20 protein-coding genes and 1 pseudogene are annotated in these 23,625 nt (G+C 60.5%); 8 read left to right on the top strand and 13 right to left on the bottom strand.

Annotation, left to right across the window (positions count from 1 at the left end; all coding sequences use genetic code 11):
* The 4 genes from JLZ96_RS24015 to JLZ96_RS24000 are packed head-to-tail and all read right to left on the bottom strand — an operon-like array spanning position 1 to position 3,998.
* Positions 1–1,134, bottom strand: a complete 1,134-nt coding sequence (locus JLZ96_RS24015) for a serine hydrolase (RefSeq protein ID WP_201011468.1) — start codon at positions 1,132–1,134, stop codon at positions 1–3.
* On the bottom strand, positions 1,124–1,750 hold the full coding sequence (locus tag JLZ96_RS24010; RefSeq protein WP_201011467.1) for a TetR/AcrR family transcriptional regulator: 627 nt from the start codon (positions 1,748–1,750) through the stop codon (positions 1,124–1,126). The genes JLZ96_RS24015 and JLZ96_RS24010 overlap by 11 nt, the downstream gene beginning before the upstream one ends.
* Complete coding sequence (locus tag JLZ96_RS24005; protein ID WP_201011466.1) at positions 1,747–3,309, bottom strand: class I adenylate-forming enzyme family protein; 1,563 nt, start codon at positions 3,307–3,309, stop codon at positions 1,747–1,749. The genes JLZ96_RS24010 and JLZ96_RS24005 overlap by 4 nt, the downstream gene beginning before the upstream one ends.
* Positions 3,310–3,335: 26 nt before the next feature.
* On the bottom strand, positions 3,336–3,998 hold the full coding sequence (locus tag JLZ96_RS24000; protein ID WP_201011465.1) for a nitroreductase family protein: 663 nt from the start codon (positions 3,996–3,998) through the stop codon (positions 3,336–3,338).
* Between the two features lie 176 nt (positions 3,999–4,174).
* Between JLZ96_RS24000 and JLZ96_RS23995 the strand changes: the two genes are divergently transcribed.
* On the top strand, positions 4,175–6,100 hold the full coding sequence (locus JLZ96_RS23995; RefSeq protein WP_236254230.1) for an NAD(P)/FAD-dependent oxidoreductase: 1,926 nt from the start codon (positions 4,175–4,177) through the stop codon (positions 6,098–6,100).
* Between the two features lie 9 nt (positions 6,101–6,109).
* Here JLZ96_RS23995 and JLZ96_RS23990 read toward each other — a convergent pair whose 3' ends face one another.
* Positions 6,110–6,781 (bottom strand): hypothetical protein, encoded by a 672-nt coding sequence (locus JLZ96_RS23990; protein WP_201011464.1) that lies wholly within the window; start codon positions 6,779–6,781, stop codon positions 6,110–6,112.
* A gap of 263 nt (positions 6,782–7,044) precedes the next feature.
* Here JLZ96_RS23990 and JLZ96_RS23985 point away from each other — a divergent pair, with 263 nt between their 5' ends.
* Together JLZ96_RS23985 and JLZ96_RS23980 are read left to right on the top strand one after the other, a co-directional pair.
* Complete coding sequence (locus JLZ96_RS23985; protein WP_236254229.1) at positions 7,045–7,569, top strand: hypothetical protein; 525 nt, start codon at positions 7,045–7,047, stop codon at positions 7,567–7,569.
* Positions 7,570–7,592: 23 nt separating this feature from the next.
* Positions 7,593–8,108, top strand: coding sequence for a hypothetical protein (locus tag JLZ96_RS23980; protein ID WP_236254228.1), 516 nt, complete (start codon positions 7,593–7,595; stop codon positions 8,106–8,108).
* Between the two features lie 187 nt (positions 8,109–8,295).
* On the opposite strand, the gene JLZ96_RS23975 is transcribed toward JLZ96_RS23980, so the two are convergent.
* On the bottom strand, positions 8,296–9,477 hold the full coding sequence (locus JLZ96_RS23975) for a hypothetical protein (RefSeq protein ID WP_201011463.1): 1,182 nt from the start codon (positions 9,475–9,477) through the stop codon (positions 8,296–8,298).
* A 176-nt stretch (positions 9,478–9,653) separates the two neighbouring features.
* Complete coding sequence (locus JLZ96_RS23970; protein ID WP_201011462.1) at positions 9,654–10,427, bottom strand: hypothetical protein; 774 nt, start codon at positions 10,425–10,427, stop codon at positions 9,654–9,656.
* A gap of 606 nt (positions 10,428–11,033) precedes the next feature.
* On the opposite strand from JLZ96_RS23970, the gene JLZ96_RS23965 reads away from it, so the two are divergent.
* A complete protein-coding gene (locus JLZ96_RS23965) occupies positions 11,034–11,846 on the top strand; it encodes a hypothetical protein (RefSeq protein WP_201011461.1) in 813 nt (270 codons plus the stop codon).
* Entirely contained in the window at positions 11,843–13,975 is a 2,133-nt protein-coding gene (locus JLZ96_RS23960; protein ID WP_201011460.1) for a DNA methyltransferase, read from the top strand. Before JLZ96_RS23965 ends, JLZ96_RS23960 begins: the two co-directional genes overlap by 4 nt.
* Before the next feature lie 1,154 nt (positions 13,976–15,129).
* On the opposite strand, the pseudogene JLZ96_RS23955 reads toward JLZ96_RS23960, so the two are convergent.
* A pseudogene (locus tag JLZ96_RS23955) lies at positions 15,130–15,932 on the bottom strand (ATP-binding protein).
* 1,370 nt (positions 15,933–17,302) lie between these two features.
* On the opposite strand from JLZ96_RS23955, the gene JLZ96_RS23950 reads away from it, so the two are divergent.
* Positions 17,303–18,145 carry a bis-aminopropyl spermidine synthase family protein gene (locus tag JLZ96_RS23950; RefSeq protein ID WP_201011459.1) on the top strand — a complete coding sequence of 281 codons (843 nt, stop codon included), beginning with the start codon at positions 17,303–17,305 and terminating at the stop codon, positions 18,143–18,145.
* Positions 18,138–18,692, top strand: coding sequence for a hypothetical protein (locus JLZ96_RS23945; RefSeq protein WP_201011458.1), 555 nt, complete (start codon positions 18,138–18,140; stop codon positions 18,690–18,692). The genes JLZ96_RS23950 and JLZ96_RS23945 overlap by 8 nt, the downstream gene beginning before the upstream one ends.
* Here JLZ96_RS23945 and JLZ96_RS23940 read toward each other — a convergent pair.
* Together JLZ96_RS23940 and JLZ96_RS23935 are read right to left on the bottom strand one after the other, a co-directional pair.
* Entirely contained in the window at positions 18,689–19,351 is a 663-nt protein-coding gene (locus JLZ96_RS23940; RefSeq protein ID WP_201011457.1) for a hypothetical protein, read from the bottom strand. The two genes, JLZ96_RS23945 and JLZ96_RS23940, sit on opposite strands and share 4 nt — an antisense overlap.
* On the bottom strand, positions 19,348–20,148 hold the full coding sequence (locus JLZ96_RS23935; RefSeq protein ID WP_201011456.1) for an ImmA/IrrE family metallo-endopeptidase: 801 nt from the start codon (positions 20,146–20,148) through the stop codon (positions 19,348–19,350). Before JLZ96_RS23935 ends, JLZ96_RS23940 begins: the two co-directional genes overlap by 4 nt.
* Before the next feature lie 308 nt (positions 20,149–20,456).
* Here JLZ96_RS23935 and JLZ96_RS23930 point away from each other — a divergent pair, with 308 nt between their 5' ends.
* A complete protein-coding gene (locus JLZ96_RS23930) occupies positions 20,457–21,167 on the top strand; it encodes a hypothetical protein (protein ID WP_201011455.1) in 711 nt (236 codons plus the stop codon).
* Between the two features lie 164 nt (positions 21,168–21,331).
* Here the strand turns inward: JLZ96_RS23930 and JLZ96_RS23925 are convergent, their stop codons facing one another.
* The 3 genes from JLZ96_RS23925 to JLZ96_RS23915 all read right to left on the bottom strand — a co-directional run bounded on the left by JLZ96_RS23925 (position 21,332) and on the right by JLZ96_RS23915 (position 23,542).
* Entirely contained in the window at positions 21,332–21,709 is a 378-nt protein-coding gene (locus JLZ96_RS23925; protein WP_201011454.1) for a DUF6941 family protein, read from the bottom strand.
* A 61-nt stretch (positions 21,710–21,770) separates the two neighbouring features.
* On the bottom strand, positions 21,771–23,081 hold the full coding sequence (codB, locus tag JLZ96_RS23920) for a cytosine permease (protein ID WP_201011453.1): 1,311 nt from the start codon (positions 23,079–23,081) through the stop codon (positions 21,771–21,773).
* Complete coding sequence (locus tag JLZ96_RS23915; protein WP_236254227.1) at positions 23,078–23,542, bottom strand: nucleoside deaminase; 465 nt, start codon at positions 23,540–23,542, stop codon at positions 23,078–23,080. The genes codB and JLZ96_RS23915 overlap by 4 nt, the downstream gene beginning before the upstream one ends.
* Positions 23,543–23,625: the final 83 nt, after the last annotated feature.

The following is a 23,625-nucleotide window of genomic DNA, read 5'->3' as shown; positions in this document are numbered from 1 at the left end:
TCAGACCATTACCTCGTATACCGCCCGAACGTACTGCTCCGCCCGGTCCGAGCCGATGATTCCGGGCCCCATTCGGTTCATGACGTAGGAGATGGTCAGCTTCGACTCCGGGTGCAGAACGGTGAGCGATCCGCCCCAACCTCCCCAGAAGCAGATCTTGCCGTCGGGGATATAGGGAATCGATTCGTGCTGTGGGAGGGCATAGCCCAGGCCGAAGCGCAACGGAATGCCCAGGGCCAGATCGATTCCGTTGGACTGCTCCTCGAAGATCGTGTCGATCGTCTCCGGGCTGAGCAGCCGTACGCCGTCCACGGTGCCGCCGCGGGAGATGACCGACACGATTCTCGCGACCGATCGTGCGTTGCCGTGCCCGTTGAGTGCACCCATGTCCGCGGCACGCCATGCCGGGGTATTCGCGGACGAGGCCTGCACCAACGGTCCGAGAAAGGTCTTGCGACGCACCATCGTCGGATCGGGCACGGCATCATCGGTCGGCGGGGGCGGCGGAACCACATCGGCGATCCGGGCCCAGTCGCTATCGGCGGCACCGATCTGGAAGTCGGCTCCGAGAGGACCGGCAATCTCGTCGGCGACGAACTGCCGCAACGGCTTTCCGGTGACGCGGCGGACGACTTCGCCGATCAGGTGGCCCTGACTGGCCGCGTGATACCCCGATGTGGTGCGCGAATCCCACCATGGAGCCTGCTCGGCCAGACGTGAGGTCGAGAGTTCCCAGTCGTAGAGGTCCTCTTCGCTGAACGGTCTGTCCCATCCCGAGACTCCGGAGGTGTGCGACAGCAGGTTCCGGACCGCGATGTTCTGCTTGCCTGCGGCTGCGAACTCGGGCCAGTAGGTCGCGACCGGCGCATCGGGATCGAGCACACCACGGTCGATCAGCATCAGCGCGGCCAGGCAGGTCACCATTTTCGTGGTCGACCACACGTTGGTGATCGTGTCCAACTCCCACGGTGAGCGGCGCTCGGTGTCGCGATAGCCGCCCCAGAGGTCGACAGCGGTATGGCCGTCGATGTCGACCACAATCGACGCGCCGAGTTCGGCTCCGCTCTCGACGTTGGCGGCGAGTGCGTCGCGCACCGCCGCGAATTCGGGGTCGCAGTGACCGTCAATTGTCATGTGATGCCCCCAGAATGCGGTGAACGGCCAATTCGACGTAGTTGTCGGCAACGTCCTCGATGCTCAGCTCGCCGCCGTCGTGGAACCAGTTGCTGATGCCGTTGAGCATGTCGGTCAGCGCGAACGACGCCAGACGCGCATCCGGGACGGTGAATTCACCGCTGCGCATTCCGGCGGTGATCACGTCGCGGACGCGTCGTTGATACTGGCGGCGGTAGTCCTCGATGACAGTGCGGTGCTCGGGGGTGAGTGAGGCCAACTCGTGCAGACCGACGATGTACTCCACCCGTCGCCGGTTCAGATGCACCAAGTGGGCACGCACCAGAGATGACAGGCGTTCGGTCGGGGTTCCGGCCGCGTCGAGCAGCGGTAGGTTCTCCTCGGCCGGTTCCTGCGTGACCGTCAGGCAGATCGCGAAGAGGATGTCTTCCTTGGACGGGAAGTGGTGGTAGAGGCTGGCACCCTTGATGCCAACGGCGTCGGCGATGTCGCGCATGCCGACGTTCGAGTAGCCCTCGCGCGCAAAGATATTGGCGGCATTGGCGACGATGTCGTCTCGGCGTTGCCGGGTACGTATCTGCCGAGGGAGTGGAGTCGCAGCATCGGGTTGAGTCATACAGTCTCCTCGACCGCCGCCAGCAGTCGCAGCTCACGCTTGAGGATCTTGCCCTGCGGGTCGACGGGCAGTTCGGCCACGATGTGTACCGACTTCGGGGCCTTGTACGACGCCAACTCGGTGCGGCAGTACTCGATGATCGCGGCCGGGTCGGCGGTCACTCCGTCGCGTGCAATGACGAAGGCCGTGACGGCCTCGGACCAGTACGGGTCGGGAACTCCGACGACGGCGGCACGCAGCACGTCCGGGTGAGTGTGAATGGTGCGTTCCACTTCCTGCGACGACACGTTCATCCCTCCCGATTTGATCATGTCCTTCATCCGATCGTAGAAGAACAAGTTGCCGTCGGTGTCGATGCGCACCATGTCGCCGGTATGCACCCACCCGTCTCGGAACACCTCGGCGGTGCGTTCGGGGTCCTTGAAGTAACCGAGCATCACCGACGGAGTGCGACAGAGCAATTCACCGATCTCGCTCTCGTTTCCCGCGGGGTCGACGACCTTGATCTCGAGGTGCGTGACGGGCTTGCCGATCCACGACGCGTCGCCGTCGGGAATGTCGTCGAGGGTCGTGAACCAGCCGACCGAGCCGAGCTGCGAGAGTTCCGACTGTCCCCAGTAGGTGCCCCAGATGGCCTCGGGTGCCGCGGCGGCCCAGGCGCTGATCGTGTGCGGTGACACCTGGCCACCGTAGGTGAGGCAGCGCCGAACCTGGCTCACGGTCTCGGGTCCGAACTGCTGATCACGGGCCAAGGCCAAATAGAACGTCGGCGTCTGCGCGATGACGGAGATCTTCTCGGCGGCGATGATGCGAAGCGACTGAGTCGGATCCACTGTTGCGGGCAGCACGAGGGTGGCACCCATCAACGTCAAGGTCGTCATCGAGCCGAGTCCGGCGATGGTGTGGAAGGGCATGACGAACAGCCAGGTGTCCTCCGGTCCGGTGCGCAGGCCCCAGCTCCATGCGGGCGCGGTGGAGATGAGGAAGTTGCGGTGCGGAATCATCACGCCCTTCGGAGCCGCTTCGGTTCCCGAGGTGTAGATGACCATCGCGACGTCGTTCTCGTCCATCTCGACGTCCGGCTCGGTGGACGGGGTGTTCGCGGTCAGTGCGGCGTATTCGGGGCCGAACGTCACCAGGGTGGTGGTGTCCGGCTTCACCGAGGAGATGATCTCGGCGTAGGCCGGGTCGGCCACCACCACAGTCGGTTCCGCGTGTTCGAGTTGGTGCTTCACCTCGGCCGCGCGATACATCACGTTGATGCCGGTGAAGGCTGCGCCCGCTTTGAGGGTTCCGTAGTACGCCACCACCACATCGACACTGTTACGAGCCATCGATGCGACGCGGTCACCCGAGCGCACCCCGAGATCGACCAGCAGATTGGCGAACTGGTTTGCCCGCGAGTCGAGTTCGCCGTACGTGGTGACCTCGCGAGTGCCGTCCGCCGCGTAGCTGATGAACGCAACCTTGTTCGGCTGAGTCCGCGCATGGCGACGAAGCTGATCGCCGATGGTGGCGCGGCCGATGGGGGAGCGGTGGTGGATGGCGGTACCGGGCACGGCGGACTCCTTCAGATGCTGTGGTTTTACAGTGCAGGCGAGAGGGCAGCGGAGTCGAACATCGGCTGCGAGAACGTCTCTGCCGCAACGATCTGCTCCACCGGATCACGGGTGAGCCTGCGCGGGAACGACTTCTCGGGATACCCGACCGCGATGTGTGCGGCGGTGATGTAGTCGTCCGGGATGCCGAGCAGTTCGCGAATGGCGGGTTCCTCGTGGCACAGCAACGTCGTCACCGCGGTTGCGACGCCCTGATCGCGCAGGCTCAGGCACAGGTTCTGGACCGTCGGGTAGATGGATGCGCCGCCGACGACGGAGAGCCGGCCGAGTTCGTGATCGGTGGGGTGCAGTCCGTCCAGCGCGGCGCAGACCACCACGATGGCGGGTACCTCGGCGAGGTGGCGGGCAAAGTAGTCGGCGTCCTGCACGGTCTTGGGCAGTGCTCCGACGGCGACCGTTCCTCCGGTGATGCCGGCGAAGTAGGCGTCCCACATCGGGAGGTAGAGGTCGGCGAGGGCCTGCTTGCGGGCGGCGTCGCGCACGACGATCCACCGCACGGGCTGACGGTTGCCGCCCTGCGGGCCGAAGCGGGCGACGTCGAACGCGGCCTTGAACACCTCGTCGGGAACAGGATCGCTGAGGTACCGCCTGCAGGTGCCGGTGGTGCGCATCGCCTCGGTGAGTTCCATGGGTGTTTCCCTTCGCCTGTCCGCTGTTAGGTAGTGCCATGAAGCATCATGTGGCGTGGGCCACATTGTCAAGGGTTGAAGTGCAGTGAATCTTGAGATCGCGAAACCCTTGCGGCAAATTACCTAACCGTGGTTAGTTGAGCTGTCGGAGTTGGTTGAAGCAGTAGGAGGTACCGGTGTCCACAGGCGCAGCAACGGCAGCGGAGACCGTGGGCCGGATCGATCGAGACCGGCTCTCGCGCGCTCTCACCGCATCCAACCTGCCCACGCTGGTGGCGGTGCTCTATCAGTTGACCGGCGATCCCACGTGGCTCGCAGATCCGTATCGCCCCACGCGTAGTCGAGGCATGGACAACAACGACACAGGCGGATTCGACGACGCAGTTGCCGACCGCATCCGTTCCGCAGCGCTCGACGCGATCTGCGCGTTCCACGAGGGTGCGCCCATGGCGGTGCCGTCACCCGATTCGGAGCACCTGGTCGAGATGATCAGCGTGGCCGTCGGTGAGCAGGTTCCTCCCGAGTTCGGCGTCATGGTCGCCGAGGATATGGGCTTCACCGCCTCGGGCACTCCGGTGGCCGCGCCGAACGATCTGTCGGTCATCGTGATCGGTGCCGGCGTCTCCGGAATGCTCGCCGCCATCAAGCTGCGCGAGGCGGGCATCAGTCATGTAGTGCTGGAGAAGAACTCCGACGTGGGCGGTGGTTGGTTCGAGAACACCTACCCCGGTGCGGGCGTCGACACGCCCAGTCACCTGTACTCCTACTCTTTCGCGCCGCGGGCGTGGAGCACCCACTTCGGCAAGCGCGACGAGGTGTGGCAGTACCTCAGCGATGTCGCCTCCGAACACGATCTGCGGCAACGTATTCGATTCGACACCGAGGTGGCGACCGCCGAGTACGACGCGCAGCGACAGGGCTGGACCGTCACGACGGTCGACGGCGAAACGCTGACCGCCGATGTGGTGATCACCGCTACCGGTCAGCTCAATCGGCCGAAGGTGCCGAATATCCCTGGCCTGGAGTCGTTCGACGGCCCGATCTTCCACACCGCGAACTGGCCGGCCGATCTGGATTTGACCGGTAAGCGCGTCGCCATCGTCGGTACCGGGGCCAGCGCCATGCAGGTGCTGCCGGCCATCGCGTCGACGGTGGGGCACGCGACGGTCTTCCAACGCTCACCTCAGTGGGTTGCGTCGAGTGACGTCTATTTCACCGAGATGAGCGACGACGCCAACTACCTCATGAATGTCGTTCCGCTGTATCGACTCTGGTACCGAACGCGGTTGGCCTGGAACTTCAACGATCGTGTGCACAGCTCGCTGCAGGTCGATCCCGAATGGGAGCATCCGCAGCGCTCGATCAACCCGATGAACGACGCGCATCGACGCGTCTTCACCCGCTACATAGAAGCCGAGCTCGAGGGTCGCCCCGACCTGATCGAGAAGTCGCTTCCCGATTACCCGCCCTTCGGGAAGCGGATGCTTCTCGACAACGGCTGGTACGCCGCGCTCAAGCGCGACAACGTCACGCTCATCGCCGACGCCGTCGCGTCTATAACCTCGAATTCAGTTGTTGCGCGGGATGGTTCGGAGACCGAGGTCGATGTGGTGATCCTCGCGACGGGGTTCGAGACCCACAAGCTGTTGACGCCGATCGACGTGCGCGGACGATCGGGGGAGTCCATCCGCGATATCTGGGGCCCGGAGGATGCGCACGCGTATCTCGGCATCACCGTCCCGGACTTCCCGAACTTCCTCATCACCTGCGGCCCCGGAACGGTACTGGGCCACGGCGGCAGCTACATCACCATCGCCGAATGCCAGGTGCGCTACATCGTCGATGTGCTGATCGACATGGTGGACAAGAGAATCGGAGCCATCGAGTGCAAAGCCGACGTGGAGGCGGAGTACGTCCGCAAGCACGACGAGGCGCACGCGAAGATGATCTGGTCGCACGGCGGCATGGACAACTGGTACCGCAACGACGCCGGACGCGTGGTCTCGACGTTGCCGTGGCGCATCGTCGACTACTGGGAAATGACGCGGCGGGCCGATCTGGACGACTTCGTCACCGAGCCCCGTCGGAACCAGCTCGCGTGAAAGCCGTTCTCAGAACGCGATGTTGACGTCGCGGGAAATAACGAAGCCGTGGTCGCCGCTGTAGCAGGCAATGCCGCCCTCGGTGGAGCGGCAGAAGGTGCCGGTCACGCCGATGACCTGGCCGTACTCGAGTACTCGAGGCTCTCCGCTGCTCGGATCTCCTACGAAGATGCCTTGGTTGGTGCAGATCTGTTCGACGGTGTCGTCTTGGTTGATCTTCACCCCGTAGGTGTTGTTCGCAGCGTTGGCGCACTCGCGTCCGGTGTTTCCCGGCACCGAGTAGCGCACCTGACAGCCCACGATGGTTCCGGGTGCGTTGAATGAGTTGAAGCCGCAGAACACGTTGCCGCTGGGGGACTGGAAGAAGTATTGGCCGCCGGGTTGTTCGTAATCGCGGGCATCGACGTTGACATCGTCGTGGTTCGGGGCAGGTGGCACAGCGGGGATGCCTTCCTCGACGGGTATGGCTGGCACTGGGGCAGCGTCGGGGATCTCTCCCGTGGGGCCGGGGCCGCTGCCGCCGTCGGAGTCGGTGTAGCCGTTGGCCGACGGAGCTGCGGCTGCACTGGTAGTGGGCGGTGACGCGGTTCCTGTGGGTTCCTCGGATCCGCAAGCGATGGCTGCGAAACCGGTAGCGGCGATCAGTGCGCACGTGGCCACGACTCTGCGGACTCGACTCATATTGTTCGTCCTCACCGGCGTCTGCACAGTGCATCACCTCTGATCAGAGAATCGAACGGGCCAAGTGGTCTGTTAACGTCTTTCGTGTCACGACCCCGTCACGAATCGGTATACGAGTGGTCCTTTTGTCGTGATTGCTGCGAGGGTGGGTCGGGAAACGAACCCAGAAGCGCTCGATGCTTCAGGTTCGACCTCGAGTGCTTGGTCCGGTGTCGCAAGCGAACCCGGTATTCCATTGTGCGACGTATCGGAAGGCGTGCTGTATGCGAAAGACGTTGCGGCGAGCGGTTGTATCGATCGCACTGACCGTTCCCTCGATTCTTGGCATCGGCGCAGGAACGGCTGCGGCAGCGCCGCAGACCACGCTGCTCCAGATTCCGGTGGTCACCGGTTTCCAGATCGCACCGGGAGCAGTGCCCGGTGGGCTGTTCCAGACAATTCCGATGAAGGCCACGGTCGGTACCGAGCCGGGTGTTCTGCTGTTGTCCGCGGCGAACATCGCACCGTATGCAGACCAGTATCCGTACCGAAGTCTCGGTGTGACCTGGCGGAACTGGGACATCGGGTTTCGTGGAACCGTGGGACTGAGGCACTGGCAGGAGAACCCCAACCCGGGCCCGCCGAACGACCTGCCACCACTACAAGGCGAGCAGTACCCGCTCGAAGTCGCTCTACCCACGGGGAGTGGGTGGGTCGAAATCACGGTGACGCACTACCGCGATTACTACGACGGCGAGCCCTACGCCGACACGCTGATCCCGGGCAAAGGCCTGATCTACGTGCCCTGATCGTCCACCCGAAAGGAAACTCGATGCGGAAATCGATCCGATGCGGAGTCGCCGCCCTGGCGCTGTCCGTCCCCCTGGCCTTCGGCGTAGGTGCCGGAACTGCAACCGCTGCGCCGCAAGAGTCGGTACTTCAGGTGCCTGTCGTCACCGGGCCGGAATCTGTCCCCGCGGGCGTTCCCGGTGGACTTATTCAGACAATTCCGATTCGCGCGGTGGTCGGAGAGAAGCCGGGTGAGGTGCGGTTCTCGGCCGCCGACATCCGGCCGTACTACTACCAGTTCGCTTACCGGCACCTGACGGTCAACTGGCGCAACCTATCCAGCGGTGAGGCTGGCTCCGCCGGCTTGCGACACTGGAACGACGAGATCGATCGGACTCAGCCGGCCAATCAGGGTGGTCCGCAGGCCTACCGCCTGCCGACCGAGGTAACGGCTCGAACGGGTGCGGGTCCGGTGTTCGTGACGGTCACCCATGACCGAGAGAATCCTGATGCGTCTAATGCCCTCATCCCCGGTCTGGGAGTGGTGCTCGTTCCGTGATTCGTATCGACGCTCAGCCGGCACACTGATACAGACGTTAACCGCCCGAATAGGCTGTGCGGCAACCGAATTGGACCGGTCTGGTGCGCGACATGATGTTGGTTAAGCCGTCGCCAGTTGCGCTCTCGGATAGTTTCGACGCTGTTGTTGTCCATCAACAACGCGTCGACGGTTTGGTTCTGGAGTTTCAGTGTCCGAAGAACTCTTCCTTGAGTCGGGCATGTAGGTCAGCCACGGTGACGGAGTACGTGGCTGATGCGTGGTGCAAGGTCTCCAGCGCGGCGCGGTAGGGGTCGGAGTCCTGCGCACTGTAGAGCGCCGGTATCGCCATGTGTCGCGGGCTTGTCGGATAGTCGTAGGGGTTCCCCGGCGTTGTCGAAAGAGAGCTTCGTCCGACGAAACTGGCAGAGCTAAAGACGATTTCGTCGCCGCCTTCCTGGTCGGGCGAATCCAGCTGGGCGAACGCCAGACCGATATTGGATATCTCGTCGAACGGCGCGGGCATCGCGCGGCCTTCGCGAAGTGCGGCAAAAGCGGGACTCACCCACGATGCGGTAGACAGACGAGCGTGGTCGGTGGCTGCTTCGGCGCACCACACGGCAATGGAGCGCGCGGTAGTCTCCGATGCTTCGAGAATGTCGACGATCAGATCCCTGTCGAGCCGAACCAGGCCCTGGCCACCGTTGTAGGTCGAGACCTGCGGGATCGGGTCACCACCCCACTCGGCCGCGCGGCGTTCTGCGGCGCGGGCGTCGAGTTCGCTGCGCTCGATCAACCGACCGGGCTCACTGTCACTGGCGAATTGCCAGATGAATGCGGGACGGTCGTCGTCCGGCTCGGGTTCCGGGGGAGGTTCGGTGTCAGGGGGGACTCCGTAACCGGGCATGTTCCAGCGAACGGCGGGGCGTGGTTCCACGCCGTCGTCCGGCCACAAGCGGACGCGCCACTCGTCACCGGGCGTCATACTGCCCGGCCAGCCGTAGTTCACGAAATTGCGACCTGCGATCTGCACCAGGTACCGGCCGGGCGGGACGGAACAATCGACGGAACTCATCGGAGTCGAGTCGATCTGCAATACGCCATCAGGTCCGATTTCGATCCGTTCTTCGCAGACCTGCTGCCAGCCGGCCTCGTCGCCGTGCGGGCGGGTACCGAACACTTCGATGTCGATGGGCATCTCGAAGTTGTTCTGGTGTGGACTGAGCACCACTACCGTCGAACCGTCACCGGCACTGGGTTGAATGGCCATTGCCCGCTCCAGAAGTGCCATTTCACTCGGATCGGCCTCGCCGCCACGGAGATAGAACTGACCGTCATCCATGGCCAGCACCACATGCTGGGTATTGGCTGGCTTGTCGGGAGCATCCACCCCTGCACAGTGCCATAGGCCGCACCCGCCGAGAACGGTTTTGTCTGACGAGCCGTGTGTCGGCCTCTCTTCACGTAGCCGACGACCGAGGTCGTCCTACTGCGCTGAGAGACTCGCGCACCTACGTTGGGAAAAAGATTGCCCCGGTCGAGGGTCATCGATCCGGGCACGGCCGTTCAGAACAATGTGGGTGCGGTGTATCGCCCGTGTCGTGCTTCGCTCAATCGGGCGCTCCACCGCTGCACGAGCCACATTTCGACGAGCTCAGGGCTGGTGCCGATGTCGGTGGCCCATGCGGTGATGAGTTCGACGTAGCGGTCGTAGCGGCGACGAGTGAATCCGGTGACGGACGGGTCTTCGAGCCATCCTTCGTGGATGAGTGTCGAGACTCCGTATTGGTCGATCAGCTGCGCCGGGCCGCCGTAGACCGACGCCTTCACCGCCCATAGGAACGTGGCCATCAGAGATGTTCCGACGCCTGGTGCGTCGGGCCAGCCGGACCAGGTCGAGCTCGGATGCTCGGGCACTACGCGGTTGCGGACACAGCTGTCGAGCACAGCGAGAGTCTTGGCGACCGGGTTCTCGTCGGGACGGCTGAGGTGAGGGTTCATGACGTCGGGAAAACGACGCTTGGATCTGCGGTGTTTGTGGCTGCCCTGCCAGGCCGCGCAGAGAAACAGCAGTCCGAGCGAATAGTGTTCGCCTACAGCCAGATCGGTGCCGATTCGGAGATCGTTGCGCTGCACGGTGGCGCCGCCGTACTCGACAATTTCGCCGTCGAGGTTGCGGCCGCGGAGCCGAAGATCATGACCGGCTCGGTCGAGGTGGCCGTTCCACCAATCCAGGTCGACCTCCACGCCGTCGTCGAGGACATGCAGGTCGTAGCTGCGGTGCTGACACCACTGCACACAGGCCGTGGGCGGCGGGAACCCCTCGTCGAGTCGTGACATATCGCCATCGAAGCATTGGGTACCGACAGACTTCGCCACCCAGAATGTCGAGGCACTTCGCTCTTTTTCGTGAAGCCCAAGAGCCTTCGTTTTGGCCCCGATGCCACTGCTTGAGGACGACGACCGCGGCTTGGCTCTCATGCCGTTGCCCGGCAGGCACCCCGCCGCGCTAATTAAGGCGGCATCGGCGCCAACAATTTGATGTCGGGGCGAATAGGAGATTGGCTTTGGTTGGGTCCCGCAGCTGCGAAACCAGCTCCCGACCGGACCTCCCTATGGCCCTTGGGACATTTCTTGGGTCTACTGCCACCGTGATCGGCGGACGAACATCCCGCAAGCGCACTGGGTCCGTTGGCAGCGCAAACGAGTCCGACTGTTGTATCGAGTGCAACCTTCGGCACTAATCGGGCGCGCCGGAGACGGGCTAACATTCATGGGGAAACCCACTAACGGCCCTATGGCTGCGGTCTTAAGGCCGGGGTCGTTCCCCGCTGGTCTGGTTGTACCGTGAGCCGGGTTGGGCAGCAAGGGTTAGAGCAATATGCTTGCAGGGCTGTTTAGCGACACCGCCAAGTTCGACCGCTACCACCAAACTACGACCAAGGGATGCTGACCACGTTGAGTGATCCAGTCCATAGCACTGCCGTCGATGCCTTCCTCTCTTGCACCTTGGCGATGCGTAACGCGGTCCTGATCGATAGGGTGAGCGCTTCGGACAAGGAGTTTCACTTTCAAAACTGGGTTGGTGACCGACTCACGGAAGCTGGGCTCGCCCACGACTCAATCGGCCGAAACAGTTACCCGGACTACACCTTGGTCCACCATCCCGAAGGCTACGAAGTCAAAGGGTTGCAGTGGCCGGGCCGGGAATCGAACTACGACAGCAACAGTCGTGTACCGACTGGCGAGCACAACGGTCGTCAGGTGTTCTACGTCTTCGGTCGTTACCCGGCTGGCACCTCCGAGCGGGAGTATCCCGTAGTCGATCTCGTGATTTGTCATGGCGATTTCCTTAACGCCGACCACACCTACGTCCACAAGAACAAGAACTTCCGTGGGTTCGGTAGTTATGGAGACCTGATGGTCAGAGACCGCAAGATGTATGTCGCACCCACACCGTTTGCGCTCGCCGAAGGCACAACTGGCCAGGCGACATTGATCGTGCCAGCTGGCTTTGCTTCTGACAGCCGCCTGGAGCAGGTAGGTCATTTGGTGCGGACGGAGACTGAGAAGGTCGTTACGGGCTACACCTTCGACCTCCGCGCTAACACCCTGACACCTGAGACCATGCCTAATCCCTCAGCCGGCAAGCAGCACGTCTTCGTTGCCTACCGGCGGAACGGCATGGGCAGTGGCGAGGTAAGGATGCGCGACCTACCCGCGAGCGACGCTGTCGCTGTGGAGACCGAGTCTGAATGACCCTGTTCGATCTGGCACCTAAGGCTGGGACCCTGACGGGCCAAGCCGTCGCCGATGTCTCTGCGCTTGAAGTGGACTTTCCAGCAGATGTGTTGAGCGCGGTCGCTGAGCAGGAATCGTGGCGCAAGGAGGTTCACCGGCCAGCTACTGCTACTCACAAGTGGTGGGCTAAAAGACTAGGCAGTGTCTTTCGGGGCATCCTTACCTCCGCAGTCTCAACGGATCGAGCGTCTAGCCTCGCGGCGTACGAAGCCTCGACCGCCCTGCAGGGGCTCACAGTTTTCGACCCCTTCGCCGGATCAGGGACGACCATAGTCGAGACCCTCAAGCTGGGTGGTCGAGCGATCGGATGGGACATCAATCCAGTCGCAACGTTAGTCCAGCGGCAGGCCGTTCAGAGGTGGGATCTAGCCGAGCTTCAGAGGGGATATGACCAGATCGAAGCTAATTGCCGGGCTGAAATAGATCGTGTCCACAGAACAAGCTCGGGGGAAACGGTCCTGTACTACTTTTGGGTTGCTGTCGCTGACTGTCTAGACTGCGGTGCCACGACGCGACTCTTTTCGCGTCATGTCTTCTCCCAGAACGCGTATCCAGGCAAGGTTCCCAAAGCCCGGATCGTATGTCCCAAGTGTTTGGACGTTTTCGAGGGTCGGTACGACTTCGTCACCGCGACGTGCGCTAACGGTCACTGCTTCACCAACGTCGGTGCGGTATCGGCTAGTACAGTCACGTGCGAAAACGGACACTCGAAAAAGGTCATTGAGTCACTCCGGTCACAGCCCCCACGTCGCGAAATGTTCGCGAAAATTGTGCTGGGGGCGGACGGAAAGAAGCGGTACGAGGGCATCGACGACTTCGACCGTTCGCTCTACGCAGAGACCTCCAGCCTGCTTGACGTCGGCGCAGCACGCCTCGTGCGGCCGTACGGGCGGCTTGAAACCGGTGAGAACACCAAGCAGGCAATTCGGTGGAACTACCGCACCTGGGATCAATTTTTCAACGACCGGCAGCTGTACTCGTTGGGTCTGCTGGGGGCGAGTATTCGGGACCTCGACGTCCGAGGTCCCGAGCGTGAAGCCCTTGCGGCATTGTTCTCGGGGGTACTGGAGTTCAACAACGTCTTTTGCTCGTTCAAGGGGGAGGGCACTGGTGCGGTCCGTCACATGTTTAGTAATCACGTGCTGAAGCCAGAACGCACCCCGCTTGAGGCTCACCCTTGGGGAACGCCGTCGTCGTCGGGGTCTTTCTCGACGCTGTTCAAGAGTCGTATCCAGCGTGCTCATGGGTACAAAGTTGGACCGACCGACCAGGTCCTGGTCAATGGGAAAGTTGCCAAAACCGGCAACATCTCGCAGCCCCTAGAGGCAAAGCTCAAGTCATCGTGGGGCGAAGGGCTCGGCGACGGTGAGGTCTACCTGACCACAGGAAACTCGGCCAAAACGGATCTTCCTGACGGAAGCGTCGATCTTGTCGTAACCGATCCGCCATACATGGACAACGTCCACTACTCCGAGCTTGCGGACTTCTTTCATGCCTGGCTAACTCAGCTCAGGCCCTTCTCTGAGTATCCGCACACATCGGAGTCGACCCGCGCGCAGGGCGAGGTGCAGAGCGCGTCGCCCGAGGAGTTTCAAATCGCGATTCAAAATGTATGGACTGAATGCGCAAGAGTTCTAAAACAGTCCGGCTTACTCGCGTTCACGTTCCACCAGGCCAGACTTTCTGGTTGGGTTGCGCTGGTTGAGGCCCTAGCCAACGCGGGGCTGACCGTGACCGCTGTCCAGCCAATTAAAGGCGAGATGAGCACGAGCGTAACTAAGGGCGGGAAGGAACCATCGAACCTGGACTCGATCATTGTCTGCCGGAAGCGGGCACTAGGGGCCGGACGCGTCGACGCTGCGCGGGCAGCTGACCTAGCCCTAGAGACGTTGGTCTACCTCGCGAGCCGAGGGCTGAAGGTGGGCGCGGGCGACGTGCGCTCGGTTGTGAGGGGGTCCGTACTCGCTGAGTACACCTCCGACCCGGCTGGGACAGACCTTGACAAGCTGGCCGCGCAGGCGGACGAGCTCGCTACGGCCCGAATTGCAGCGTTTGCGGAACAGTCTGCTACCGGGCGAGCGCTGTAACTGGGCTCCATCGTAGGGATTGGATCAATCGGTCAGGGAATGTCGGGCCATCAAAGCGTTTGTGTACGGGGCTCGTGTATTGCGTCCAACGCGATGGGTGTCTAGTGCCTGGGCCGACATGGGCGACGTGGGAATGACCCGCGTTGGATAGCCCTGTGAGGGTGGAGTTCACAACGTCGGCCCAGTGCCGTACTCGCCAACCGGATGGCGCGTTGGTGCCCCACGCTGCGACTGCTACCGACGACCCGTCGGCCGCAGCTTTGATACGCCGGGAAAGGTCCTCGGTGTCGACAGTGCCAGTCAAGTGCCCAAGCTCCTCCGACGATCGACTCTGTACCTCGATGAGGTTGCAGATTGTGACAGTTCGCGCGTTAAGCGCGTCCCGCAGTATCGCGAGGTTTGCCCAGGACCTAGTCAGAGAGGGGTCCCTCATGGGTGGGTTGCAGAGGATGGCGACAAGGTCCGCATTTTTGCAGCGGTCGATCAGTTCGAGCATTATTTTGACTTCTCAATCGGTTGTGTGGATACGAGGGACCAGACGTGAGCAATCGACGGGGCTCGGCTGCGATCGGGTAACAAACCGCCATGCGTTAGTCCGTGTGGGCCGGCTCGCATGCTGTAATTGCCGGCGGTCTCACCGGACAGCTGTCTTATACCGCGGTTCGCTCCGAGCGCGCACCATGGTGCGGACTTGCCGCGGTGATCCGGGATCGGAGGTCTGTGGACGAGGGGCGACGTGCACAGGTATCCGTGTCCCGAAAGCTACGACAGGAATTTGGGATCGTGCTGGCGTGCCAAGATTTCATCCACTGACCGCCTGCCACGAGACGCTTTCGCGTACCGGGTCGGATCCGAGTCGGCATTCTTGTCCATTTTGGGAGGGTACAACTGGGGCTCGTTCTCGTTTACTTGCGGAGTACTTAGCGGCCAGCGCAGGGTATTCGGTTGGGGCGTTCATCTCAGCTGTCGACCGGAGTGGTGCGTTTGGTCATTGCCGAGCTTGAAATGGGTGAGTAGGGGCTACAGACAATCGTCGAGGGTAGTTGTGCCTAGGGCACACCTACGGCTCGCGGTGGACCAAATTGGTCCACGTGACGGCGCTCATCGAAAATGCTCAACTTCGCTCAGCGAAAGTGCTCACCCGGTAGCGGTGATCACTGTAGCGGTTGACGGGTTCCGGTGACGGCTTTGCGGAGTTTCTCCGAGCGTGCGTTGTGGTCTCGCAGGCGGTAGGAGTCGCCGTCGAGGTTGTGCACGACGGAGCGATGAAGGAGCCGGCCGAGCACTGCCGCTGCGATAGCGTTGCCACCGAGTACTTCACCCCACGGTCCGACACCGCGGTCGATGGTCATCACGATCAGTGTCTCCCTATACCGTTGCGAGACAACCTGAGACGGTGCCGACTCAGCCTCATCGGGCAATGGAACACAGCCGAGCAGCAGTGTCGGGCCTGGCGTAGAACCGCATCGTCGTCGACCACCGACTCTCCAGCGCAGCTCGATGGCAGCGGGCAGCGAGATCGGCCGCGGTAGTGAAATACGTCCGGTATCCGGCATGCGGCGCGGCTCACGCGAGCCCGACGGGCCGATGCAATTTTCCCGACCCCGGGCGGGCCAATGAGCAGCACCTTCGTGCGGTATCCAGGTATCGGCAGGTCGCGAACTCATCGATGAGCTCGCGGTCGACACCCGCGGCGGCGTGCTGGTCGAAATCCTCCGCAGTCGCCGGCGTCGCCAAGCCTCCGAACCGGAACTGCACGGTCAACGGTCGTGCTTCGTTGGCCTCGACTTCGATCGAGAGCGCCGATACCACGCCGCGGTCATCGGCATTGCCTCCGCTGCTGCTTGGTCGAGGACCGAGGGCTCGCTTCGGCTGTATGGTGCAGTTGTAGGCCCGCGAGATGGGCACCCAGACGCTGGTAGAGACTGGCTGCTTCTGCCGTGTTCAGTGCCGCTATCCGGTCGCCGGCTTTTTGTCGTCCATTAGAGGGTGTTGCTTCTGCGGGAGGCGCGTTGATAGACCGAAAGGGCCGTAGAGCACCGTCCGTGCGCCGGTGACTCGGTTGTATGCATCCCGATTTCGGTTTTGACGTGTTGGGAGGCCGGTGTTGATCCTGTTGGCGTTCGGAGTTTCTCTGCGGCAGCGAGGGCGTCGGGTCCGAGCCTCCGGGGAGTCCTATGGCGCATCAGTTCGCTGGAACGTTGGCTTGCTCAAGGGAGTGGCACGTGGTTCTCGCCCCGAACCTGACGCAAACGCATGACGTCGACGGACTCGACCCATCTGTTGAGGCATCGGGCGAGTCAGCCGTGTGTGGCGCTCCAATCAAATGGCGATGGTCTGCCACCCGGAGTCCGGTCGCAGCACGGCCAGTTTCGCCGACGTTGCCAGATTGCACGGCGTCCCTGTGGCGATCTGTCCGCACCAACCGCAAAGGTGGGTGGACAAGTCCATCCACCCTGCCGCGCGGCGGTGGTGTATCGACATCGTCGCAACCACGGACACGTCTGCGCCCTCGAACAACTAGCAACGGCGGGTGCGAACACTGGCCGGTCGCACCGCCGCAAAGAACTGGACCCAACCCGGACCCTGCTCCTTCGATGCCGGAAAGGACTTGAGCGGTTCTGGAGAAGACAAGTGAAACTTTATTCGGAATTGGTTGAGCGTCACGCATGCGCTGATGACGCTCCACAAGAGGTGCGTTGAACTTACACGAGAGATGTGGCTGAAACACCATTGGGTAAACCTACGGTCCGCGTCGCCGTCGTGATTGGGGTCCAGAGCCAATCCGCATGTTTATGGTGATTGCGTCGGCACAGGGGACAGCTTCCCTACAGTTGGGACCATCGCTAGGCAGTTCGCAGCGAACTAAGATTCCGGATGTTGAGAACACGACGCGAGCCCTGACCTGCCCACCGTAACTCAACATTCGAGGCCCTTAACCGGCGGAAGGTAATGCCCTTGAGTAAACCAGCACCTGGGCAGGTTTCTACCCACGTCGCTTTCGTCAACGGCTGCCTCTCCCGAGCGATCGTCGGTTGGCGCGTTTCGTCGCCCAAGGAAGCGAACGTGGCCGGGCCATCCGGCCGTCACGAACGAGTAGATCCACTGTTCGAGCACGGCGGCACAGTCCTTTCTGATGACCCAAGTCATGTACGACTTCGGTGGCGAACCGGCTTCCCGGTGGTCCAGTTGAATGACGATCTGGAGCGTCCTGCTTCCAGATGTCGTCAAACCGACTACGGTGGACCTCACGTGCAGAGCGCCCAGCCGTTGCATTGGATGGCGAGCTTGAACTGAGCTGGAAAATAGAGAGCATGGTGGACGTTTATGCATAACGAGATCGACTTAAAAGCTGCTATAAACGCGATTTCAGACGTAATCCAAAATCGACCCCGGCCAATCCGTGAATTTGATCAGATTTACATGAAGGCTGGAGACATGGTCATGCAGAGCGAGTTCGTTGCCAGCTGGGCCAATGGGAGGAAACTTGCCTTCCTAGGCGATGGTGATGCTGTTAGCGTCTGTGTTGCTTATTTAAGGGCACGAGAAATAATTGGGTACGGCCCGTCTGAGATCAAGGTATTCGACTTCGACGAGCGAATTGTCGGTGCAGTGAACCGCTTTGCAGAAAGGGAGGGTTTAACAGCGCTATCGGCCACCTTATATAACTGTATCGACCCATTCGAGAGTGTGGGTGAGTTCGATTGCTTCTACACTAATCCCCCCTGGGGTGCGAGCAATGGCGGTGCAAGTGTCAACGCGTTTGTGCAGCGCGGTATCGAATCAATAAATTATGAAGGCCACGGATTGGTGGTGATCGCTGATGACCCTGGTCTGAAATGGCCGAAGGTTGTCTTATCCAACGTGCAGAAGTATGCTGCTGAAAGAGGATTCTACGTGAGCAGAATGGCTCCAGAGCTCCACTCGTATCACTTAGATGATAACCCAACTCTTAAATCCTGCAATCTGGTCTTGTCTTCCGTCCCCGGGAATGAGGACAGATCCGCGTCAAGCGTAAAGCTGGTATCTGCTGAAAGGCTCAAGAATTTCTACGGACGGTCGGCGGAGCCGCGTGTTCGATATGTGAAGGAAAAGTCTAGGGTGGACTATGGCAAGGCTCATGATTCCGAGTACGCATTCGTAGGTTTCGAGGAGGAAAATAATGTTTGACCAGGGCGATCATGTTCTTTACATGAAAGTGGGTATACACGCAAAGGAAACGTTGGCGGATATAATTGAGCGTAAAAGGCGAGAGATCGACGATGCTGGGATGGCAATGTGGGGATATGGCGGTAATACATGTCACCCCGCAACTATGGTGCAACCTTTTGCGCACGCTGCATTAAGCGCGGGTAAGCCGGTAGTTCTAGCCATGCAACCTATTAATTCGAAGCATTTTGCTGACCCTATCAGGGCTGAGATGTACTCACGCGACGGAACTATTTGGGACAAGATCCCACCTTCCATAAATGTTCTGGGCTCCCGTTATGCCCTGTGTCTATCGTCTCTTGAAATGGTAGACGCCGAGTTGGATCTCGGTGAAACTCAGGTTGCAGTGGGGAACAGTTCTGGACGGTCAGGAGATAGATACATACAGGGCCGCGTGGACAAGGCGTGCCTGACTATCGACCCAACCTCGTTTGAGGCTAGCAAAATTGTAAAAATTGGCTTTGCGGCGAAATTGACTGAGCCGTTCGCTGTTTTCTTAAAGTCTTAGGGAAAATGGGCACCGTCCACAAGCAAGTTTGGCGAGTGTGCCCTGAGGTGTTCAATATATGACTTTAGTGCAGGTGCTGGTTCTGCGGTAGTTTCCGGACTCCAGCACGAAAAGCATATCGAGATTGCTTTGTCGACTTGATCCTCGTTGCAAATCGCTTGTCGCAAATCCTCGACATTTGACAACCCGGCCATTTTAAGAATTACTTGCTCAAGGCAGGCGACTCGATCGATGAGTTTTTGCAACTCTACTACTCGATGCTGTATGTCGGATGCCTTCTGGATGGCGCGCTTATCACCGGTGAGAAGTAGTGGAAGCTCTCGGTGAATTACTATCGCACACAATAAGCTTTCCCCGGTGTCAAGCCCCGATCCGTACGTGTTCGCAGCCTCCTCAATAAGGTCCGCTGTCTGGATCTCGGCCTCAGTGGGTTCCAAAGTCGCCACCGATGATAGGAATACTCCAGCGTTTTCCTTTGCAAAATCTTTATTTTTCACCCGGGCACCCCGAGAAATAGCCTTGGGGACAACCCACTTGGCCGCGCCCAGGACGCCCAGCCGGTGAACGTCCGTGCCGAGCACGTTCGCTAAGTCTTTCAATATACCGTACGAGGCAAGTTTAATTATCACGTCGTTGTCGACAACGGCCTGCAGTTTCACTGAATTACGCCAAGTACGGTTGCAAGAAATTCTGCTCGATCGTCGTCGATGGCACCGAGGTCAAATTGAGCTTGAGCTAGTGGGTTGATTATTTGGTCACCTACGTCGAACTCGGAATGTTGACGTGGAAGCATCTTCAATGCTGAGTAACTTTCTTTCCATTTTTGGTTTTTAAAGGCTGTGCATAACGCTACGACTCCTGAGTCAACACCGGGAACGGGGTGGTCCATTAACGATCTCGCCAGCATCGTACCGTTGTATTCGGGTAACTGAGGAATGAAGTCGGGTCGTTCCGAGCCGGTCAGCAACTGTAAGGCATATCGGTCGGCTTCCCTTTCCTCGTGGTCGGGATTGTCGACGTCGGTCGGATCAACGATATCGAACAATGCACCAGATTCCTCTAGGTGTCCAAGTGCTATGTGCCCCAATTCGTGCGCGACAGTAAAAGAAATCTTTGCAGGATATTTGGAATATAGCCCAATTATAATGCAGTAACGGTTGTCGAGTCTTACTGACATCGCGTGCATTGACTTTTTTGCAAGAGGGAATATTTTGGTGCTGAGAACTGGAATTCCTATCGCCCAGCATGTACTAATAAGTTCTGATATCCCCACGCTTTGACTCGATGAAAGAATCGCCTCTCGCAACTCAAGAGCAGACGCGGGTATAGGCCAGAAATTCCCAGGTGTGGCCGATATGGCCGTTCTGCCGACGGCCATGCCGAACCCTGTCAATACTTGCTGCTCGGCTTCGGTGACCGTTCCAAGATTCTTGAAGCGAGCCTCGTCCCGCCACACGAACTTCAGTGGATCATCTGACAAAGGGCCTGGCGAGATGCCTAAACGACGGGCTACTGTATAACGCAGCTCGGCCCGAGCGGATGCGGAATGTTCTGCTTCGTCGCTCCACCAGGTTGGCCAGATCGCGTCTACGGCAGATCGAGTTAGCCCAGCATCGCTGAGCTGCTGCCGGATTCGATTTTCGGAGCTGGCGGTCGTTGACCTCACCCCTCTAGCTGGAACGGTGCGCTGATCCGTCTTGACGTGGCGTTCACGTCCGTAATGTAGCGTACTGCAGCGGTCTGCTAGTGCGAAAGGGGTAGGTTGTGAACGTGCCGTCTTGTTTCTGTTGGTCTAAATTTGGTGCTGAGTCTGGTGAGCAGGTCTCCGCGATTCGATCGCGCAAGGAAGCTGAGCGTGTACTCAACGGCGGAATATTCCTTTGGGGTATAGGCAACAGCATCCGGCCGTCCCTCGATGTTTTGCTCCGGCAAGTTGAATCGCCGGAAGTCCTCTTCAGTCCGATGTTGTCTGCGCCGGCGAAACGGGACGTCGATCCAGGTCGGGTAGTCGCTTGGGCCCAAGCTCGCGGAATCGACGGTAACAATTATGAGCTTCCGGAATATTCGATCGTGACTAGTAGAATGTTCGACGCGAAGAAGGCTCACTATGCTCTGGTTTGTCAGAGCGCTGAAAGTCTATTCGGGCGATGCTCGGAGGTGGGGCTTAGTTACGCTAATCTATACAACCTGTCCAGCGGTAACAAGTTGGGTTCGTCCCAGGTGACCTCCGTTGTCGGATACAAAGACGGTCATATTGCCGGCCGCGAATACCAAGTCGCGTTTCGCGCGAGCTTGGTATTCCCCTATTTCCTGTCGCTGAGTCAACCGATAGATGTTCCGCCCGAGTTTAGTTTGGGTGACGTGGCTGAGTCGGAGGCCACTTCGAAGGTTGCAAATCTGCGAGAGTATTGTTTAGGGAAATTGAGCACAGCCAGTTCAGGTCAGCACGAGCAGCAGCTGTCGTTGATCGACTGACAAGGACCGCATTTTCAGATAACCGGGATAGATCCGCAATGTCTATATCTAGCAGCACGGATCTGACACGGCAACGACAAGTCGATGGTTTCAAGGTTGATGATGGTTTCAAACTTAATTTGGAGCCGGCGCGGGTTTGTATCGGTTAGCGGTGTGATTTTCTCCTAGCCGAATGCGATACGAAGCCCGACGCTCGCGGTGGCCCCACCGGCGCTGAGGATGAAGTTGTGTCGTCCTTCGTTGCGGAAGACCATCTGCATCGGCAGGAACCAGAATCGATTCTCGCCTGTGAAGCCGGCACCGGGGATCTGCAGGCCACGTTGATTGACGATGTGTTCGCCGTTCGCGTCGAGCACCTCGAGCGTCGCAGGGAAGTCCTTGCCGATGTCGTCGGGTCCCGTCTGCAACAGCGCGACCAGACGGCATTCGAGCATGCGGGTGTCGCGAGGAACGGTGCAGGTATCCCAGACGCCGCCGAGAATGTCGAGCATGTCTTCGCTGACTCGCGCGTACTCGGCGAAGAACAGCCCGGTGATGATCATCGGCTTTGGCCACCTCTTTCGACCAACACTGGCGTCGGGGTTGACAGTCGTGTCGACAACCCTAAGCGGCCAGGGAGCCATCTGCTGACGCAGCGCCGCGTCGATGCAGAACAACCGTCAGTGCGATGGCGACGATGATGCCGATCAAGGGCGGAATTCCGATCTCGAGTTCCCCGGACAACCATGCGAGGAATGCGGCAAAGGCGTAGACCGCGAGATGCCGCCAGTGCACGAGCGGGGGAGTGTGTCCTTCAGGGATGCCCTGACGCCAGCGGCACAGGAAGTCTCCGATGAGAACACCGCCCAACGGAGGAATGAAGGTGCCGAGCAGGCTCAGGTAGTCGACCAGATGGTTGTGCACACCGACGAGCGCGAGCAGGGTCCCGATGACACAGCCGCCGATGATGAACGGTGCCTTGCGGGGATGCCGAAACATTTCTGCGCCGGCGACGCCGAAGGCATATGCGGTGTCGGCGTTGCTCTTCCACAGGTTGCCGAATAGCAGGATCAAGCCCCAGCCGACGAGTCCCAGGTTGTAGAGAACCAGAACGAAGTCGCCCTCACCGAAGGTGATCGCTCCGATCGCCCCGAAGAGAATCATCATTCCGTTGCCGACGAGAAACCCGATGATGCACGCCCACGCTGCTTGCGACCCGGATCGCGCGAACCGAGTCCAGTTGGGTGCCTGTGTCCCCGCGGAAACGAAGGTGCCGACGACCGTCGTGATGGCGAGGGTGACCGTCATGGTCGTCGTGGGTGCGATGGAGGTCAGACCGGAGAACCCACCGACCTCGTCGAGAGATCTAGAGACCACCCAACACGCCAGGGCGATGATCAACGGCGTCGACACGACCGAGACCCAATACATCCCGCGGTATCCGTAGCACGCAGTGATGCACATCAGAATGCTCGCGCCGATCATCACGGCCGCCCGCGCGGCATACGACTCCCAGCCCAACGCCTGCGAGGTGAGCTCACCGATGGTGCCGATGATGACGCCGTACCAACCCACCTGAGTGCCACCGAGGAGCAACGACGCGAGCTCCGACCCGCGAGTGCCGAAGCTGTACCGAGCCATGAGTACGGTCGTCAAACCTGTACGCGCTCCGGCGAATCCCATCATGGCCACGTACGCGCCCAGGATTGCCGATCCGGCGGCGATGACCACGATGAGTGTCCAGAAACTGAACGCCGTGCCGAGTGCGGCACCGGCCAACATCGTCGGTGTGAAGATCGTGAAGCCCAACAGCACGATGGCCAACGAGAAGAACGGCTTACGGGCACTGTGGGGCACGGGCGTGACGGGATAATCCAGGTCGACCGGTTCGTCGGCCTTCTGTGCGGTGGACTCGTGATCGGCTCGGTTGCTCATGCCTCCTCGCCGATGTCTTCGAGCCACAGGCCTGGTCGCTCGTCCAACATGCGTTCCATGAGCTGCAGACAGGCGGGGTCGTCCACGACGTCGAGCTGTACCCCATGCTTCCGCAACAAGCTTTCCGACATCTCGAACGAGCGGTTCTCACCGATGACAATTCGCGGAATCTCGTACAGCAGCGCGGTTCCCGCACACATGAAACACGGGGACAACGTGGTGTACAGGACGGACTTGCGGTACACCGACGCCGGCAGCCGTCCCGCTCGCTCGATACAGTCGGTCTCTCCATGACGGATTGCGCTGTCCATCTGGACCCGGCGGTTCCGTCCCACCGCCAGTACTTCACCGTCGTGGATGAGTGCCGCGCCGATCGGAACGCCGCCTTCCTCCCAGCCGATCTGGGCCTGCTCGATGGCGAGGCCGAGAAAGTACTCATCGGTGCGTGCGGTGTCGGTCACGGTTCCTCCTAGGCGTCTACGAACTGTGAACATTGTGCGCGTCGACAGTCGATCACGCGGCGCAAGATTGCCGAGGGGCGATG

It is taken from the genome of Rhodococcus sp. NKCM2511 (assembly GCF_014905595.1).
Taxonomy (GTDB): Bacteria; Actinomycetota; Actinomycetes; order Mycobacteriales; family Mycobacteriaceae; genus Rhodococcoides; species Rhodococcoides fascians.
This window is presented reverse-complemented; position numbering and strand designations above follow the sequence as displayed.